Below are 18,210 nucleotides of genomic sequence, written 5' to 3'. Positions count from 1 at the left end.
AACAAACACCCCCTCATGGCGAGGGGGTGTGTTCGGGGCTGGATCAGCCGCGGTGACGGCCGCGGAAGTAGTTGATCAGGCCTTGGGTGGACGCGTCTTCGGCGGCGGTTTCTTCGCTGCCGACCAGACGGTTATACACGCCCTTGCCCAGTTCCTTGCCCAGTTCCACGCCCCACTGGTCGAAGGCGTTGATGCCCCAGACCACGCTTTGCACGAAGACTTTGTGTTCGTACATCGCCACCAATGCGCCGAGACGACGCGGGCTGATGCGCTCGACCACGATGGTGTTGCTCGGACGGTTGCCCGGGATCACCTTGTGCGGTGCGAGTTTCTGCACCTGGTCTTCGCTCATGCCCTTGTCGCGCAGTTCCGCTTCGGCTTCCGGCAGGGTCTTGCCGAGCATCAGCGCCTGGCTCTGCGACAGGCAGTTGGCGTACAGCCACTGATGGTGGTCGGAGACCGGGTTGAAGCTGACGATCGGCACGATGAAGTCGGCCGGGATCAGTTGGGTGCCCTGGTGCAGCAACTGGTGGTAAGCGTGCTGACCGTTGCAGCCGACGCCACCCCAGATCACCGGGCCGGTATCGGTCGACACCGCGGTGCCGTCCTGGCGCACGCTCTTGCCGTTGGATTCCATGTCCAGCTGTTGCAAGTGCTTGGTGATGTTACGCAGGTAGTGGTCGTACGGCAGGATCGCGTGGCTTTGCGCGCCCCAGAAGTTGCCGTACCACACGCCGAGCAGGGCCAGCAGCACCGGCATGTTCTGTTCGAACGGCGCGCTCTGGAAATGCTGGTCCATGGTGTAGGCACCGGACAGCAATTCCTTGAAGTTGGACATGCCGATGGCCAGCGCAATTGGCAGGCCGATGGCCGACCACAGCGAGTAACGACCGCCGACCCAGTCCCACATCGGGAAGATGTTTTCTTCGCGAATACCGAAAGCCACGGCTGCCGCGTTGTTGCTCGAGACGGCGATGAAGTGGCGATACAGCTCGGCTTCCGAACCACCCTGAGCCAGGTACCAGGCGCGTGCGGCCTGGGCGTTTTTCAGGGTTTCGAGGGTGTTGAACGATTTCGACGAAACGATGAACAGCGTGGTCTCGGCGCGCAGTTTTTGCGTCAGCTCGTGGAATTCGCTGCCGTCGATGTTCGCCAGGTAATGGCAACGCACGCCTTTCTGGGCATAGGACAGCAGGGCTTCGGAGACCAGCTCGGGGCCGAGGAACGAGCCACCGATGCCGATGTTCACCACGTCGGTGATCGGCTTCTCGGTGTAACCGCGCCACAGACCGTCGTGGATGCGGCCCACGAGATCGGTGATCTGGTTCAGCACCTTGTGTACTTCAGGCATCACGTTGACGCCGTTGACCGACAGTTTGTCGCCGACCGGGCGACGCAGGGCGGTGTGCAGCGCCGGGCGGCCTTCGGAGGAGTTGACGATTTCGCCGTCGAACAGCGCCTTGATCGCGCCTTTGAGATCGACTTCATTGGCCAGACCCACCAGCAGGTTGCGGGTCTCGGCGTTGATCAGATTCTTCGAATAGTCGAGAAACAGTCCGCAGCTGCTGAGAGTGAACTGATTGAAGCGCTGCGGATCGGCGTTGAAGGCTTCGCGCATGCTGAAATCCTGCATGGCTTGGCGGTGATCTTTCAACGCTTGCCAGGCAGGCAGAGCGGTAACGTCATGAGGAGTGCGGTAGTACGCCATCGCTGCGGTTTTCCTTTTTACTTGAACGGCCTTTTGAACTCTGAAAAGACCTCCCCGCCATGTTTGGGCGAGGGGGCAACTGCGTCGACACGATTACTTTGGCGCAGGGCGAATACAGTAAACCCAGCGCCGCGATCTGTCTTGGCTTTGTCTGACCTGTTTTCGGTACTTTTTTAACATTGATAACAGACGGGGCCGACAGACGGCGGGTAATGCGAGCAAGTCCCTGCTTATCGCGTGGCGTCGAACGGCGGGAAGTTTGCCCGATGGGCAGGTGCTCAGCAATACGGTCTGCAAGCGCGTGCAAAAGCTGTGGAAGCGGGGTTGCTTCCACAGCGTCTGCCGGTGTTCAGGCGGGGGTATCGAGATTCAGATGCAGGTTGTCGATCAACCGGGTGGTGCCGAGGAAGGCCGCGACCAGAATCACCAGATCGCGATCTTCCGCCGTTGCCGGACGCAGGGTCAGGGCGTGGCGGATTTCCAGGTAATCCGGACGCAGGCCGGCGGCTTCCAGTTGCTGGCGTTGCGCCTGGATCAGAGCAGGGAAGTCGCGCTCGCCCTGCTTGATCGACTCGGCAATGCTGCTCAGGGTGCGATAGACCACCGGCGCCACGGCGCGCTGTTCTTCACTGAGGAAACCGTTGCGCGAGGACAGCGCCAGACCGTCGGCGGCGCGTACGGTCGGCTCGCCAATGATCTGGATCGGCATGTTCAGGTCGTGCACCAGCGCGCGGATCACCGCCAGTTGCTGGAAATCTTTCTGGCCGAAGATCGCCAGGTCCGGCTGGACCATGTTGAACAGCTTGCTGACCACCGTTGCCACGCCTTCGAAGTGCCCCGGACGGCTGGCGCCGCACAGGCCTTCGGACAGTTGCGGCACGCTGACCCGGGTCTGACCGGCCATGCCGTCGGGGTACATTTCCTCGACGGTCGGGGCGAACAGCAGATCGCATCCGGCTTCCAGCAGTTTTTCCTGATCTGCCGCGAGGGTGCGTGGGTACTTGTCGAGGTCTTCGCCGGCGCCGAACTGCAGCGGGTTGACGAAAATGCTCGCAACCACGAAGTCCACGCGCTGGGTGGCCTTGGTGATCAGCGCGATGTGGCCGCTGTGCAGGTTGCCCATGGTCGGCACGAAGCCGATGCGCTTGCCTTCACTGCGGGCGCGCGCCACGGCGGCGCGCAGTTCACGTACGGTTTTGACGGTGTTCATGCAGAGAATCCGTGTTCGATCCCGGGGAAAGTGGTGGCTTTGACTTCACTGACGTAAGCCTTCAGCGCGGACTGGATGCTGTCCTGACCCTGCATGAAGTTCTTCACGAACTTCGGCACGCGGCCGCTGATCGACAGGCCGAGCATGTCGTGCAGTACCAGCACCTGACCGTCGGTGTCGCTGCCGGCGCCAATGCCGATCACCGGAATCTTCACGGCCTGGCTGATTTCAGCTGCCAGTTCGCTCGGCACGCATTCGAGCAGCAGCATGGCTGCACCGGCCTGCTCAAGCGAGATCGCGTCGGCGCGCATCTGGCGTGCCTGATTCTCGTTGCGACCTTGCACTTTATAGCCACCGAGAATGTTCACGGCTTGCGGGGTCAGGCCCATGTGGGCGCAGACCGGCACACCGCGCTCGGCCAGCAGGCGGATCGAGTCCGCCAGCCACAAGGCGCCTTCGACCTTGACCATGTGCGCGCCGGCCTGCATCAGCAGGGCGCTGTTGGTCATGGTTTGTTCGAGGGTGGCGTTGGCCATGAACGGCAGGTCGGCCAGGATCAGGGCATCAGAGTTGCCGCGTTTGACGCTGGCAACGTGGTAGGCCATTTCTGCGGTGGTCACCGGCAGGGTGCTGTCGTGACCCTGCAGGACCATGCCGAGGGAGTCGCCCACCAGCAGCACTTCGACACCGGCCTCGTTGCAGGCGTGGGCGAAGGTCGCGTCATAGCAGGTCAGCATGGTGATCTTTTCACCTTTCTGCTTGAGGCTCTGGAGCGTGGTCAGGGTGATGGCTGGCATGTAAGAAATCCTCGTTCAGGCGCTTTGGAAACTACTGCGAGTAACGCGCGTGATTCGTCATCTATTCAGGCGCACGCTCTTTCGTCGTGCTTATAAGGCCTGGATTGCGCCCTTGTATGCCGGGTTGGCGGCAGCGGGACGCCTATAGTCGTGATGAGGCCTCAGGAAGTCAATTGCATGTGTTACCGCATTGTTACGAGGGGAGTGTTACCGGCGTTACTGATGCGATTCAGCGGGCCGGCGGGCCTGATCTGCGGGTTTTTTGTCCTACAAGAACGCAAAAAGCGGGAGCCGATAGGCTCCCGCATCAACGGTTTGTGTCAGGCGTGAGAGAGGCGTTCGAGGCCGACGAACGGGCAGGCGGCGAGAAGATCGGCAAGAGCACGGCCATCTGCCAGGCGCAGATCTTCGGGAGCCAGTTCGGCCAGGGGATAGAGAACGAACGCGCGTTCCTGCATGTGGTAATGCGGGACTTTGAGGCGCGGTTCGTCGATCAGGCGATCGCCGAATAACAAAATGTCCAGATCCAGCGTGCGCGGGCCCCAGCGCTCCAGGCGTTCGCGGCCCTGATCGTTTTCGATCGCCTGCAAGGCATCGAGCAGATCCAGCGGGGCGAGCGCGCTGTCGAGCGCGGCAACCGCGTTGGTGTAACGCGGTTGGCCCGGCAGCAGGGAGTCGCTCTGATAAAACGCGGAGACGCCGACCAGCTCGGTGTCGGGCAATTGCCCCAGTGCGTCGACCGCGCTGCGCAGTTGTTCGGCCGGGTCAGCCAGGTTGCTGCCCATGCCGATGTAGATGCGTTCCATGCCTTATTCGCCCGTGGCGCTCGGTGCGCCGGCGCGTTTGCGCTTGGAACCGCTGCTGCGGCGACGCTTGCGCGGTGCACCACTGGCGTCATCACCCTTACCGCTGAGGTCACGGATCATGTCGCGACGTTCGCTGTCGTTGGCGTCCTGATAATCGGTCCACCATTCGCCCAAGCCATCGGTCTGCTCGCCGGCGCTTTCACGCAACAGCAGGAAGTCGTAGCCGGCACGGAAGCGCGGGTTGTCCAGCAACAGGTCGGCACGTTTGCCGCTGCGGCGTGGCAGGCGTTCCTGCATGTCCCAGATTTCGCGGATCGGCATGGTGAAACGTTTTGGAATGGCAATGCGCTGGCACTGCTCGGCGATCAGTTCGTGAGCACCTTCCTGCATGGCCGGAATCGGCGGCATGCCGCGCTCTTGCAGACGCAACACGCGGGCCGGCAGGGCTGGCCACAGCAGGGCGGCAAACAGGAACGCCGGGGTCACCGGTTTGTTCTGCTTGATCCGCAGGTCGGTGTTGGTCAGTGCTTCGCTGATCAGCGTGTGGGTGTATTCCGGGTTGTGTTCCAGCGCATCGGCACTGGCCGGGAACAGCGGCGCGAACAGTTGCAGATCGACCAGCATCTCGAAAGTGATGGCACCGTGACCGGACAGGAACAGCTTGAGCACTTCCTCGAACAGGCGGGCCGACGGAATCTCGCGCAGCATCGGCGCCAGCTCGCGGATCGGCTGGACGGTGTGCTTCTCGATACCGAAATTGAGCTTGGCAGCGAAACGCACGGCCCGCAGCATCCGCACCGGGTCTTCCTGGTAACGTTTCTTTGGGTCGCCGATCAGGCGGATCAGGTGGTTGCGGATGTCGTGTACGCCGTTGGCGTAGTCGAGGATGCGCTCGCTGACCGGATCGTAATACAGGGCGTTGATGGTGAAGTCGCGGCGTTGCGCGTCTTCTTCCAGGGTGCCGTAGACGTTGTCGCGCAGAATACGCCCGCTCTCGTTGCGCGAAGACTGATTGCGGTCTTCATCGTCTTCGTTTTGCGGGTGATTGGCGCGGAAGGTCGCGACTTCAATGATTTCGCGGCCGAAATGGATGTGTACCAGCTTGAAGCGGCGGCCGATGATCCGCGCATTGCGAAATTCGGCGCGGACCTGCTCGGGGGTTGCGCTGGTGGCGACGTCGAAGTCTTTGGGCGTGATGCCCAGCAGCATGTCTCGCACGCAACCGCCAACCAGGTAGGCCTGGTAGCCGGCGCCCTGCAGACGTTCGACGATGTTGACCGCGTACCGGCTGAATTGGGCCTTTTGCAGCGAATGTTGGCCGCTGTTGAGGACTTCAGGCGTGCTACGGATGTGTTGCGTACGACGCAGGGGAGTTCGGAATGACTGGAACAGCTTCTTCAGCATGGGATGCACTGTTTGAAGGAATGTTCGGCCATACCAGAGAATGACCGCATGATGGGCCGGGATTCTAGCATTTAGTCGAGGGATGGTGTAGGACGCTGCCGTTTTGCGCTGCAAGCCGCAGGCTAGAGGGGTGTGAGGGCGTGGTGGAGGAGAGATTTGCCGTAAGGGAGAAACTACAAGGGGAGCCGAAGCTCCCCAAGAAGTAGTTGCGTGCTCTTTTTATTATTGATTCGGGCTTCTTGTTTTTGTTGAGTGCCCTCGTCATGAAGCTTTCCCTTCATGACCCTCCCAATCGGGAGCCAAGAGCAAACGGATTGCTTTGGTCGCTGTGTTGCAGTGATCTTGCGATCCAACCAGTACAGGCTCTGTCTTAAGACAGTTTTTGTTGTTCTCGGCCTGGTCGTGGGGCTAGCCCCAAATACAACGCCTCTCCAAAAGAATCAGTTAGCTGCGCCTCTCGCCGTCTTGTTTTTATTGTGCGTGAGTCGATTCGTCTTATTTTTATTGTCTTGTGCATTGCTTGTTATTGTTCTTGTACCAAACATATAGCAGGTGCCGTGCCAACTTTTGCGAACCCCAATAAAACAAGGGGTTAGGTCGATATAACCGTTTTCGCAGGGCGAAAAAAAGCCGGGGTTTCGTTACCGATAACCCCGGCGTCTGTTACGTGAAAAGACTGAGGTAACAGTTTTTTCACATCTTCAACGGTAACCCGCACACTCGACAGGTAACGTTCAGCTCTCGCTGGCGACCCCGGTCTTGCGCCGTGGAATGCCCAGACGCTGACGACGTTCCCACAAGCATTTGCGGCTGACGCCCAGTTTGCGCGCCAGTTCGGTCTCGGTCATGTGGTCCTGATGCTCGAGCACGAAATGCTGGAAGTAGTCTTCCAGTGACAGGTCTTCTGTCGGTTCGTGGCTGCTGTTGCTGGCGTTACCGGCCGGTTGCGCCGGCAGGCCGATGAATTCGTCGTCCTCCAGATCGCCCAGTTCGATGTCGATGCCCAGCAGGTCGGCAGAGATTTCCGGACTTTCGCTTAGAATCACCGCGCGCTCGACGGCGTTTTCCAACTCCCGCACGTTACCCGGCCAGGAATAGTGCCGGATCGCCTGTTCGGCATCGGCGGCAAATTTCAGGTCGGTGCGGTTGATGCGCGCGCTCTGGCGAGCGAGGAATGCATTGGCGATTTCGTTGACGTCGGCACCGCGCTCGCGCAGGGCCGGGAGTTTCAACGCGATCACGTGGAGGCGGTAGTACAAGTCTTCACGGAACTGGCCGATTTTCGCCAGGCTCTTGAGGTCCCGGTGGGTCGCGGCGATCAAGCGGACATCGACTTTCTGCGACTGGACCGAGCCCACCCGGCGAATTTCGCCTTCCTGCAACACGCGCAGCAGGCGAGCCTGGGCTTCCAGCGGCAACTCGCCGATTTCGTCGAGGAACAGCGTGCCGCCGTCCGCCGCTTCCACCAGACCGGCGCGACCGGCGCTGGCACCGGTGAACGCACCTTTCTCGTGACCGAACAGTTCGGACTCGATGAGGCTTTCCGGAATGGCGGCGCAGTTCACCGAGATCATCGGCGCCTTGGCGCGTTTCGACAGGTTGTGCAGGGCGCGGGCCACCAGCTCTTTACCGGTGCCGGACTCACCCTGGATCAGCACGTTGGAATCGGTCGGCGCGACTTTACGGATCTTGCCGTATAGATCCTGCATCGGCGGACACGAGCCGATAATGCCGATTTCGCCATTGCTGTTGTCGATGGCGGATTTGCCGCTGCCATTGGCCGATTTGGCCGGAGCTGCTTCGCCGGCGGCAGGCGCCGACTGGCGATCGCGCAGAATCCGCGCGACAGCCTGCAGCATTTCATCGTGGTCGAAAGGCTTGGCGATGTAATCCACCGCGCCCATCTTCATCGAGTCGACCGCCGAGCGCAGGCTGGCGTAGCTGGTCATGATCAGCACCGGTGTGCCTTGGCCGAGCTTGATCAGCTCGGTGCCCGGAGCACCCGGCAGACGCAGGTCGCTGACGATCAGATCGAATGTGGGAATACTGAAGCGTTCTTGTGCTTCCTGCACTGAACCGGCTTCGCTGACCTGGTACTGGTTGCGTTCCAGCAGGCGGCGCAAGGCGGAGCGGATAATGGTTTCGTCTTCGACGATCAAAATGTGCGGCATTGATTCGATACTCTCGACGGTCTCAGTTCACAGCGGACGTCGCTTCGACATGACGCGGCAATGTCACCCGGATACGGGTGCCGCGCTGGCTCTGAACATCAGCCGGGCTGTCGATGGTGATTTGTCCATAATGCTCTTCAACGATGGAATAGACCAGTGCAAGGCCCAGACCGGTGCCTTCGCCAGGATCCTTGGTGGTGAAGAAGGGTTCGAACAATCGATCCATGATGCTCGACGGAATACCGCTGCCTTCGTCTTCGACGATCAGATCGACCGTGTGTTCGCCGGCTTCGCTCTTGACCCGCACCGCACTGCCGGCAGGCGAGGCGTCACGGGCGTTGGAGAGCAGATTGATCAGCACCTGGGCGAGTCGCTGCGGATCGCCTTCGACCCAGTGATCGGGATCGCACAGGTTATAGAACTGGACTTCGAAATTGCGTCGATTGAGCGCCAGCAAACCGATGGCGTCCTGGGCGACTTCCGCCAGACAAACGGGCTCGTCACTGTGCTGATGGCTGCCGGCGTGGGCGAAGCTCATCAGCGACTGGACGATGCGCGACACGCGTTTGGTCTGCTCGAGGATCTGGCCGCTGATTTCCGTCAGCTCACCATCCTCTTCGCGCTCTTCGCGCAGGTTTTGTGCGAGGCAGGCGATGCCGGTGATCGGGTTGCCGATTTCGTGGGCCACACCCGCCGCGAGTCGGCCGATGCTGGCCAGACGCTCGGAGTGCACCAGTTTGTCTTCGAGCATCTGGGTTTCGGTCAGGTCCTCCACCAGCAACACCAGGCCGCTGTTGCCCGGTGCCAGCGGCTCGTCGATCGCCGCTTTGTGCAGGTTCAGCCAACGGGTCTGGCCGTCGAGGGCCAAATGCTGTTTGTGCAAATGCTCGTCCGGCAGATGGATGAAGCCTTGCAGCAGGTCTTTCCACGGATTGGCGATGGTACTCAGGCGCGAGCCGACAACCCGTTGCGCAGCAATTCCGGTCAGTTCTTCCATGGCCTTGTTCCACATCAGGATCTCCTGATCCTTGGCCAGCGAGCACACGCCCATCGGCAGTTCCTGCAAGGTCTGGCGGTGGTAGCGGCGCAGGGCATCGAGCTCGGCAGCCAGACCGGTCAGGCGCGAGTGGTAGTCCTCGAGACGGCTTTCAATGAAGTGGATGTCTTCGGTGACGTAGTTTTCACCGCCGGCCTTGTAGGGCAGGAAGGTTTCCACCATGTCCTGGGCGACGCTCGGGCCCATCAGGCCGGAGAGGTTGGCTTCGATCCGGTCACGCAGGCGGCGCAGGGCATAAGGGCGGCGCTCGTCGAAGGGCAGATAAAGGTCGCGCAGGGCCTGTTCGACTTCTTTCTGCGCAGCCTTGGCGCCCAGTGGCTTGGCCAGCTGTGTGGCGAATTCCTGCGGCGAGGCTGCGTGCAATTCGCGGCGTTGCGGGCGACGTACGTTGTCCACAGCGCAGGCTTCGGCGGCGCTGGCCTCTTCCGGGCTGGCATTGGTGAACAGCGAAATCAACGTGAACATCAGGACGTTGGCTGCCAGCGAGGCGATGGCCGCCATGTGCCAACTGGTGTCGTCCAGCACGTAGATCATGTTCAGCAGCGGAATATAGAAACCCTGCAGATTGCCGACCAGCGGCAACAGCATGGTCACGACCCACACCACAATCCCCGCCAGCAGACCGGCGATGAAGCCACGGCGATTGGCGGTCGGCCAGTACAGCACCGACAGCACACCCGGCAGGAATTGCAGGGTCGCGACGAAGGCGACGATGCCGAGGTTGGCCAGATCCTGCTCGGCGCCGAGCATCAGGTAGAAGCAGAAACCGGCCATGATGATCGCGACGATCAGCGCCCGGCGGGTCCATTTCAACCAGCGATAGATATTGCCCTCGGCCGGTGGCTGATAGAGCGGCAGCACCAGATGGTTCAGGGCCATGCCCGACAGCGCCAGCGTGGTGACGATGATCAGGCCGCTGGCCGCCGACAGACCGCCGACATAGGCCAGCAACGCCAGCGACTTGCTGTTGGCGGCGATACCGATGCCGAGTGTGAAGTATTCCGGATTGGTGGTGGCGCCGAGTTTCAGGCCGGCCCAGAGAATCAGCGGCACGGCCAGGCTCATCAACAGCAGGAACAGCGGCAGGCCCCAGCTTGCGCTGACCAGCGAGCGCGGGTTGAGGTTTTCAGTGAAGGTCATGTGATACATGTGCGGCATCACGATCGCCGAGGCGAAAAACACCAGCAGCAATGTGCGCCACGGGCCTTCCTGCAGGGGTGTGTGCAGGGCGGCGAGGGCGGTCTGGTTCTGTAGCAGCCACAGTTCAAGTTGCTGCGGGCCATCGAATACGCCGTACAGCGCATAGAGGCCGACGCCGCCGAGAGCGGCCAGTTTGATCACCGATTCGAAAGCAATCGCGAACACCAGCCCTTCGTGCTTTTCACGGGTGGCGATGTGACGGGAGCCGAAGAAGATCGTGAACAGAATGATCAGCGCACAGAACGCCAGGGCGACGCGATTCTGCACCGGTTCGCCGGTGAGGATGCCGATGGAATCGGCCACGGCCTGGATCTGCAACGCCAGCAGCGGCAAGACGCCGATCAGCATGAAAATCGTGGTCAGCGCACCGGCCCAGGTGCTGCGGAAGCGGAAGGCGAACAGATCCGCCAGCGACGACAGTTGATAGGTGCGGGTGATCTTGAGGATCGGGTACAGCAGCACTGGCGCCAGCAGAAACGCGCCGGAAACCCCGAGATAACTGGACAGAAAACCGTAGCCGTACTGATAGGCCAGACCCACCGTACCGTAGAACGCCCATGCACTGGCGTAGACCCCGAGGGACAGGGTGTAAGTCAACGGGTGGCGAATGATCGCCCGCGGGATCATGCCCCGTTCACTGATCCAGGCCACGCCGAACAGCGCGGCCAGGTAGGCGGCGCTGATCAGCAGCATCTGGGTCAGGCTAAAGCTCATCGGCATCTTTTTGGCTCTGCAGGATGAAGGTCACGACAATCAGGATCAGCCAGAGCAGATAAGGGCGATACCAGGCGCCCGTAGCGTCGATCCACCAATCCATGATGGCAGGAGAAAACAGGTAGATCCCCACGACCAGAAGCAGGACCAAGCGATAGATGTACATCCCGGCCTCTCTTTTTTATGCGCGTGCCCGAAAACGTGCGGCGATGGTAACGGATGGGCGCGCCACTGCAAGTGTCGTCACAGCAGTTGCGCTTCGGGCAGGGTCAGTGTGCGCGGGATTTTCAAGGCATCCCAGTGGGCGCTGCCCCAGTTCAACAGTTCATGCGGCGAGGCGTGGGCGAGTTCGGGCCCCGGGTTTTGCCCCAGTGCACGCAAGGCTCGGAGCAGCAATGGCGTGGCCTGATCGGCTTCCAGCGGTGGCGAGCGATAGGACTTGCCGAGCTTGTTGCCGTCCGGCTGGGTGATCAATGGCAGATGCAGGTAGCGCGGTTGGCGCAGGCCCAGCAGTTCTTGCAGATAGAGCTGGCGCGGCGTGGAGTCGAGCAGATCGGCGCCGCGCACGATGTCGGTGATGCCCTGCCAGGCGTCGTCCAGCACCACCGCCAGTTGGTAGGCGTAGAGGCCGTCGCGGCGGCGGATCACGAAATCTCCCACGTCACGGCCCAGATGCTGGCGGTATTCGCCCTGTACCCGGTCGATGAAATGGTATTCGAGCTCCGGTACGCGCAGGCGGATCGCGGCATTTTCCGGCTCATGGCCGGCGTTGCGGCACAGTCCCGGATAAATGCCATGGTACGGCTCGAGCTGTTTGCGCGAACAGGTGCAGGCGTAGGCCAGGCCGTGATTGAACAGGCTGTCGAGCACTTGGGCGTAGGCTTCGTGCCGATCGCTCTGGCGGACCATCTCGCCGTCCCATTCGAAGCCATAGCTTTCCAGTGCCTTGAGAATCGCCGCTTGCGCGCCCGGCTCTTCACGGGGCGGATCGAGGTCTTCCATGCGCACCAGCCAGCGGCCGCCCACCGAGCGCGCGTCCAGATAAGAGGCCAGGGCGGCGACCAGCGAACCGAAATGCAGGTGCCCGCTGGGTGTCGGGGCGAAGCGGCCAATGTAGGCGGGGGTAGTCATGGAAGTGTTGTCGCTGTTCGGGCTTGGGCACTCGGGTGGGAGCGAGCCTGCTCGCGATTGCAATAGACCACTCAATGATGATGTTGAATGTTATACCGCTATCGCGAGCAGGCTCGCTCCTACAGGAGGCGGGAACAAAAACGGAGCGTTCGCACGCTCCGTTTTTCGTTCAGGCCGGGATTATTTGCCGACCTGCTTTTCCTTGATTTCCGCCAGGTTCTTGCAGTCGACGCACATATCGGCAGTCGGACGGGCCTCGAGGCGCTTGACGCCGATCTCGATGCCGCAAGAGTCGCACCAGCCGTACTCTTCGTCTTCGATCAGTTGCAGGGTCTTGTCGATCTTCTTGATCAGTTTGCGCTCGCGGTCGCGGGCGCGCAGCTCGAGGGCGAACTCTTCTTCCTGGCTGGCACGGTCGGCCGGATCAGGAAAGTTGGCCGCTTCGTCTTTCATGTGATCAACAGTGCGGTCGACTTCCTGCATCAAGTCGAGTTTCCACTTGGTCAGGATCTTGGTGAAGTGCGCACGCATAGGCGCGCCCATGTACTCTTCGCCCTCTTTAGGGACGTAAGGTTCGAAACCGCTGAGTGTCTGACTTGCCTGTTGCTTTGCTTGGGTGGGCATGAAATGGACCGCCTCTACTCTTGTAATCCATTGCGCAGGATTGCTCCATCACCGACACCTGCCGGCCCTGCGGCTGCAAGCGGGCGAACTTACCAGATCAATTCGACCCGCGCTACTCCCGGATGTCGAGCGCGTGGCCGATGGGACTTGCAAATGTTTGCCAAGCCATGTCCGGCGGTGCTGCAAACCTGCTCAATCACTGATTTTAGTCAATCCTGGAGCGTACGCGCGGGTCGTTACAGTCCAGTGTTCTTGTGGCTGTGACCGCTGCGGGTTCTCGCTCGTTCCGGCAGATGGGTAGAATCGTTTCTTTTCCCTCGTTGAAGGAAGGCCAATGGCTCAGCCCTACAGTGCGCGCAGTCGTGCGATCGAACCGTTCCATGTCATGGCGTTGCTGGCGCGGGCCAATGAATTGCAGGCCGCCGGCCACGATGTGATCCACCTGGAAATCGGCGAACCGGACTTCACCACCGCCGAACCGATCATCCGCGCCGGCCAGCAGGCTCTGACGGCCGGGAAAACCCGCTACACCGCAGCCCGTGGCATTCCCGAACTGCGCGAGGCGATTGCCGGTTTCTATCAAACGCGCTACGGCCTGAACATCGATCCTCGACGGATTCTCATCACCCCCGGCGGTTCCGGGGCGTTGCTGCTGGCCAGTGCGTTGCTGGTGGATACGGGCAAGCACTGGCTGCTGGCCGACCCCGGCTATCCTTGCAACCGACACTTTCTGCGGTTGGTCGAAGGCGCGGCACAGCTTGTACCGGTGGGCCCGGACGTTCGCTATCAACTGACGCCGGACCTGGTGGCGCGGCACTGGGACCACGACAGCGTCGGTGCGCTGGTTGCCTCGCCGGCCAACCCGACCGGCACGATTCTGACCCGCGATGAACTGGCCGGGTTATCCGCAGCCATCAAGGCCCGTCACGGGCATCTGGTGGTGGACGAGATTTATCACGGCCTGACTTACGGCACCGATGCCGCCAGTGTGCTGGAAGTGGACGACAGCGCCTTTGTCCTCAACAGTTTCTCCAAATATTTCGGCATGACCGGGTGGCGTCTCGGCTGGTTGGTGGCGCCGGATGCCGCCGTCAGTGAACTGGAGAAGCTTGCGCAGAACCTCTACATCAGCGCACCAAGCATGGCCCAGCATGCGGCGCTGGCCTGTTTCGAGCCGGACACCATCGCGATTCTCGAAGAGCGCCGCGCCGAATTCGGCCGTCGCCGTGACTTCCTGCTGCCGGCATTGCGGGAGCTGGGCTTCAACATCGCCGTGGAGCCGGAAGGCGCGTTCTATTTGTATGCCGATATCAGCCAGTTCGGCGGCGATGCCTTCGCGTTCTGCCGGCACTTCCTCGAAACCGAACACGTGGCATTCACGCCGGGGCTGGATTTCGGCCGCTATCAGGCCGGTCATCACGTGCGCTTTGCCTACACGCAAAACCTCCCACGCCTACAGGAAGCGGTAGAGCGTATCGCCCGTGGCTTGAAGAGCTGGCAAGGCTGATGCGCTTTCATCCTCCGCTCGAAGAAGGCCGATTGATCCGCCGTTACAAGCGTTTTCTCGCCGATATCGAAACCATTGGCGGCGAATTGCTGACCATTCACTGCCCGAACACCGGCTCGATGCTCAATTGCCAGGTCGAGGGCGGCCAGGTCTGGTTCAGCCGCTCCAATGATCCGAAGCGCAAGCTACCCGGCACCTGGGAGGTCGGCGAAACCCCGCAGGGACGGCTGTTTTGCGTCAACACCGGACGCGCCAACGCACTGGTCGAAGAGGCCTTGCAGGCCGGCGTCATCAGTGAGCTGAACGGTTTTACCGGGCTCAAGCGTGAAGTGGCGTACGGGCAGGAAAAGAGCCGGATCGATTTTCGCCTCGACTACCCGACGGGCTCGGCCTACGTGGAAGTGAAAAGCGTCACTCTCGGTTTTGACGGCACGGCGATTGCGGCATTTCCCGATGCAGTGACCCAGCGCGGCGCCAAGCATTTGCGTGAGCTGGCGCATCTGGCCCGGGACGGGATTCGCGCGGTGCAGTTGTACTGCGTCAATCTCACGGGTGTCGAAGCGGTGCGCCCGGCCGAGGAAATCGACTCGGCCTATGCCGCTGCGCTGCGGGAGGCGGTGGCGTGCGGGGTCGAGGTCCTGGCGTACGGCGTGCGGTTGAGCCATGAAGAGATGGTGATCGACCGGCGGCTGGACGTGCTGCTCAACGGTTAAACGTCGATCCACAGCCCTTGCACGTCTTCACGGCAAGGGATGGCCGTCAGCGATTGTCCGGCGCAGGGGCCGGCGACGCATTCACCGTCCTCGATCAGAAACAGTGCGCCGTGGGTGGCACACTGGATCAGGCTGTTGCTCGGGTCGAGAAACTGGTCGGGGTGCCATTCCAGGCCAACGCCCCGGTGCGGGCAGCGATTGAGGTAGACATACGCCTGCCCCGCGCGGCGCACGGCCAACAGTTTTTTCCCGTCGATATCGAAACCGCGACTGCCGCCCTCAACCAGATCGGCGCCCGCGCAAAGAAACTTCATGGCTATCCTCAAGTGTCGGCTCGTGTCCGGATATGTCCGAGCTTGACGTTCAAATGCAAACAATTATCAAATGGCCGCCTTCGCCCGTGGCGAGGTGATCGCTGCCGAGGATACTTGGCCTGCCGTTCCGATGCCCGGGAAAACCTTTCAAGGAAGCTGTCTATGCGCCTGAGTACCCGCGTTGCCGTGCTGTGTGTCGGACTTTTGGTCAGCCACCAGGCTGCAGCGGCCGAGTTGCCGCAACGTTGGGTCAGCGCCGGCGGTGCGTTGTCGGAGTGGGTCAGTGCGCTGGGCGGCGAGGCCAAACTGGTGGGCGTCGACACCACCAGCCAGCATCCCGAGTCTCTCAAGTCGCGGCCGAGCATCGGCTATCAGCGCAGCCTGTCGGCCGAAGGCATCCTCAGCTTGCGCCCGGACATCCTGATCGGCACCGAAGAAATGGGCCCGCCGCCGGTGATCTCCCAGGTTCGCAGCGCCAAAGTGCAGGTGGAATTGTTCTCGGCTCAGCCGGATCTGCCGACACTGGAGAAAAACGTTACTCATCTGGGGCAGTTACTGGGGGCCGAAAGCCAGGCCGCGCAATTGCTGCACAGTTATCAACAGCAACTCGATGCTCAGAAGGCACGTGTAGTTGCGGTGCAATCAAAGCAGAAAGCACCGGGCGTGTTGTTGCTGCTCGGCCATGCCGGCGGCAAACCACTGATCGCCGGCAAGGACACCGCCGCCGATTGGCTGCTGCAACAGGCGGGCGGGCATAACCTCGCGACCCACACCGGTTACAAGCCGTTTTCCGTGGAGTCACTGGCCAGTCTTGATCCTGAAGTGCTGGTGTTCGCTGACCGTGCGCTGAACGGTGAGGCGGCAAAAGCGGCGTTGTTCAAGGAAAACCCGATCCTCAATTCCAGCCGTGCGGCCAAGACCGGCCGTGTGCTGGAGCTGGATCCGACGCTGCTGGTGGGCGGACTCGGGCCGCGTTTGCCGGCTGCGCTGAAGACTCTGTCTGACGGTTTCTATCCGGCCCCGAGCGGCCAATGACCACGCTGGTCAAACCCCGTGGCTTGTTTATCGGCCTGATCCTGATGTGTCTGCTGGCGATCTGGTTGTCGCTGGCGCTGGGGCCGGTCAGCCTGCCGTTGTTCGATACCTTGCGCGCTGCGCTGCGCATGATCGGTGTGCCGTTGGCGCCGGACGGGCTGGAACAGGCTGAACTGATTCTCGGGCAGATTCGTCTGCCGCGTACGTTGCTCGGTTTGGCAGTCGGCGGCGTGCTTGCCCTGTCCGGTGTGGCGATGCAGGGGTTGTTTCGTAATCCTTTGGCCGATCCGGGGTTGGTCGGCGTCTCGAGCGGCGCGGCGTTGGGCGCGGCGGTGGCGATTGTCGGTGGTTCGTTTTTTGGCGGATTGCCGGAGTGGTTCGGGCCCTATCTGCTGTCGGTTTGCGCGTTTCTCGGTGGCCTCGGCGTAACAGCGTTGGTCTATCGACTAGGCCGCCGTAATGGGCAGACCAATGTGGCGACCATGTTGCTGGCGGGGATTGCCCTGACGGCGTTGGCCAGTTCGGCGGTGGGGCTGTTTACCTATCTGGCCGACGACGCGACATTGCGCACGTTGACGTTCTGGAACCTGGGCAGCCTTAACGGCGCGAGCTATGCGCGGTTGTGGCCGCTGCTGATCATCACTGCCGGTGTTGCACTTTGGCTTCCGCGTCGGGCGACGGCACTCAATGCATTGTTGCTCGGCGAATCGGAAGCCGGGCATCTGGGAATCGATGTCGAACGGCTCAAGCGCGAGTTGGTGTTTTGCACGGCGCTGGGTGTCGGTGCGGCGGTGGCGGCGGCAGGGATGATCGGTTTTGTCGGGCTGGTGGTGCCGCATCTGGTGCGCTTGCTCGCCGGGCCGGATCACCGGGTGTTGCTGCCGGCATCGGTGCTGGCCGGGGCCAGTCTGTTGCTGTTGGCGGATCTGGTTGCGCGGCTGGCGCTGGCGCCGGCGGAGCTGCCGATCGGCATCGTCACCGCGTTCATCGGTGCGCCGTTCTTCCTTTATCTGCTGCTGCGAGGGCGTGCCTGATGCTGCGTGCGCACAATCTGCACATCCGCCGTGGCCGCAAGACCGTTCTGGCCGACGTCAGCCTGCAACTCGAACCGGGCGAAGTGCTTGGCGTGCTGGGGCCCAATGGCGCCGGCAAAAGCACTTTGCTCGGCGCGTTGTGCGGTGAGCTGAGCGCACACGAAGGGGAGGTGCTGCTGGACGGTGAGGCATTGAGCCATTGGGGCGGCACTCAGCGCGCTCAGCGGCTGGCGGTGTTGCCGCAGGTATCGACCCTGGATTTTGCCTTTCGCGTTGAAGAAGTGGTCGGCATGGGGCGTCTGCCTTATCAGAGCGGGCGGGTGCGCGACGACGAAATTGTCGTTGCCGCTTTGCGGGCGGCGGATGCCGGGCATCTGAGCGGTCGCAGTTATCTGGCGCTGTCCGGCGGCGAGCGTCAACGCGTGCATCTGGCGCGAGTGCTGGCGCAACTCTGGCCGGGGCAGGCGGGGCAGACTCTGCTGCTTGATGAGCCGACCTCGATGCTTGATCCATTGCATCAACACACGACGCTGCAAGCAGTGCGCGAATTTGCCGATCGCGGCGCGGCGGTGCTGGTGATCCTGCATGATCTGAATCTGGCGGCGCGCTATTGTGATCGCATCCTGCTACTGGAAGGCGGGCGGCCGGTCGCACTGGATTCCCCGCAACAGGTATTGCGCCCGGAATCGCTGAAGGCGGTTTTCGGTCTGGAAGTGCTGGTGCAACCGCACCCGGAGCGCGGGCATCCGCTGATCATCGCCCGCTGATTTCGTCATCGAGGTGAG

Annotated in this window: 16 protein-coding genes; 5 read left to right on the top strand and 11 right to left on the bottom strand. The window is 61.7% G+C overall.

The window, feature by feature from the left end; all coding sequences use genetic code 11:
• Positions 1-43: 43 nt before the first annotated feature.
• The 10 genes from pgi to dksA all read right to left on the bottom strand — a co-directional run bounded on the left by pgi (position 44) and on the right by dksA (position 12,822).
• On the bottom strand, positions 44-1,708 hold the full coding sequence (gene pgi, locus ACEN93_RS12300; protein ID WP_039771644.1) for a glucose-6-phosphate isomerase: 1,665 nt from the start codon (positions 1,706-1,708) through the stop codon (positions 44-46).
• A gap of 349 nt (positions 1,709-2,057) precedes the next feature.
• Positions 2,058-2,918 carry a pantoate--beta-alanine ligase gene (gene panC, locus ACEN93_RS12295; RefSeq protein WP_007959604.1) on the bottom strand — a complete coding sequence of 287 codons (861 nt, stop codon included), beginning with the start codon at positions 2,916-2,918 and terminating at the stop codon, positions 2,058-2,060.
• Positions 2,915-3,715 (bottom strand): 3-methyl-2-oxobutanoate hydroxymethyltransferase, encoded by an 801-nt coding sequence (panB, locus tag ACEN93_RS12290; protein WP_039771642.1) that lies wholly within the window; start codon positions 3,713-3,715, stop codon positions 2,915-2,917. Before panB ends, panC begins: the two co-directional genes overlap by 4 nt.
• 320 nt (positions 3,716-4,035) lie before the next feature.
• Positions 4,036-4,521: a 2-amino-4-hydroxy-6-hydroxymethyldihydropteridine diphosphokinase gene (gene folK, locus ACEN93_RS12285; protein WP_210710595.1), complete on the bottom strand. Its 486-nt coding sequence runs from the start codon at positions 4,519-4,521 to the stop codon at positions 4,036-4,038.
• Between the two features lie 3 nt (positions 4,522-4,524).
• Complete coding sequence (locus ACEN93_RS12280) at positions 4,525-5,925, bottom strand: polynucleotide adenylyltransferase PcnB (protein ID WP_495611459.1); 1,401 nt, start codon at positions 5,923-5,925, stop codon at positions 4,525-4,527.
• A gap of 734 nt (positions 5,926-6,659) precedes the next feature.
• The gene (locus ACEN93_RS12275; protein ID WP_011335968.1) at positions 6,660-8,096 is read right to left on the bottom strand and encodes a sigma-54-dependent transcriptional regulator; all 1,437 of its coding nucleotides are present in this window, start codon (positions 8,094-8,096) and stop codon (positions 6,660-6,662) included.
• 22 nt (positions 8,097-8,118) lie between these two features.
• Positions 8,119-11,073 (bottom strand): sensor histidine kinase, encoded by a 2,955-nt coding sequence (locus ACEN93_RS12270; protein ID WP_007959612.1) that lies wholly within the window; start codon positions 11,071-11,073, stop codon positions 8,119-8,121.
• Complete coding sequence (locus ACEN93_RS12265) at positions 11,057-11,233, bottom strand: hypothetical protein (RefSeq protein WP_003176118.1); 177 nt, start codon at positions 11,231-11,233, stop codon at positions 11,057-11,059. The genes ACEN93_RS12270 and ACEN93_RS12265 overlap by 17 nt, the downstream gene beginning before the upstream one ends.
• Before the next feature lie 77 nt (positions 11,234-11,310).
• Positions 11,311-12,198 (bottom strand): tRNA glutamyl-Q(34) synthetase GluQRS, encoded by an 888-nt coding sequence (gluQRS, locus tag ACEN93_RS12260; protein WP_074691460.1) that lies wholly within the window; start codon positions 12,196-12,198, stop codon positions 11,311-11,313.
• A gap of 180 nt (positions 12,199-12,378) precedes the next feature.
• Positions 12,379-12,822 (bottom strand): RNA polymerase-binding protein DksA, encoded by a 444-nt coding sequence (dksA, locus tag ACEN93_RS12255; protein WP_039771633.1) that lies wholly within the window; start codon positions 12,820-12,822, stop codon positions 12,379-12,381.
• Positions 12,823-13,156: 334 nt separating this feature from the next.
• Here dksA and ACEN93_RS12250 point away from each other — a divergent pair, with 334 nt between their 5' ends.
• Entirely contained in the window at positions 13,157-14,329 is a 1,173-nt protein-coding gene (locus ACEN93_RS12250) for a pyridoxal phosphate-dependent aminotransferase (RefSeq protein WP_495611458.1), read from the top strand.
• The gene (gene sfsA, locus ACEN93_RS12245; RefSeq protein WP_495611457.1) at positions 14,329-15,042 is read left to right on the top strand and encodes a DNA/RNA nuclease SfsA; all 714 of its coding nucleotides are present in this window, start codon (positions 14,329-14,331) and stop codon (positions 15,040-15,042) included. Before ACEN93_RS12250 ends, sfsA begins: the two co-directional genes overlap by 1 nt.
• On the opposite strand, the gene ACEN93_RS12240 is transcribed toward sfsA, so the two are convergent.
• Positions 15,039-15,356, bottom strand: a complete 318-nt coding sequence (locus ACEN93_RS12240) for a Rieske (2Fe-2S) protein (RefSeq protein ID WP_039771628.1) — start codon at positions 15,354-15,356, stop codon at positions 15,039-15,041. The two genes, sfsA and ACEN93_RS12240, sit on opposite strands and share 4 nt — an antisense overlap.
• Before the next feature lie 162 nt (positions 15,357-15,518).
• On the opposite strand from ACEN93_RS12240, the gene ACEN93_RS12235 reads away from it, so the two are divergent.
• Genes ACEN93_RS12235 through ACEN93_RS12225 form a run of 3 tightly spaced genes read left to right on the top strand, consistent with a single transcriptional unit; the run spans position 15,519 to position 18,192 of the window.
• Positions 15,519-16,391 (top strand): heme/hemin ABC transporter substrate-binding protein, encoded by an 873-nt coding sequence (locus ACEN93_RS12235; RefSeq protein ID WP_495611456.1) that lies wholly within the window; start codon positions 15,519-15,521, stop codon positions 16,389-16,391.
• A 50-nt stretch (positions 16,392-16,441) separates the two neighbouring features.
• Positions 16,442-17,425: a FecCD family ABC transporter permease gene (locus ACEN93_RS12230; protein ID WP_172829550.1), complete on the top strand. Its 984-nt coding sequence runs from the start codon at positions 16,442-16,444 to the stop codon at positions 17,423-17,425.
• The gene (locus tag ACEN93_RS12225; protein WP_210710599.1) at positions 17,425-18,192 is read left to right on the top strand and encodes a heme ABC transporter ATP-binding protein; all 768 of its coding nucleotides are present in this window, start codon (positions 17,425-17,427) and stop codon (positions 18,190-18,192) included. The genes ACEN93_RS12230 and ACEN93_RS12225 overlap by 1 nt, the downstream gene beginning before the upstream one ends.
• The last annotated feature ends 18 nt before the right edge of the window (positions 18,193-18,210 follow it).

It is taken from the genome of Pseudomonas sp. Pseusp21 (assembly GCF_059492145.1).
Note: the sequence above shows the minus strand (reverse complement) of the source record. Positions and strands in the feature narration are given on the sequence as shown.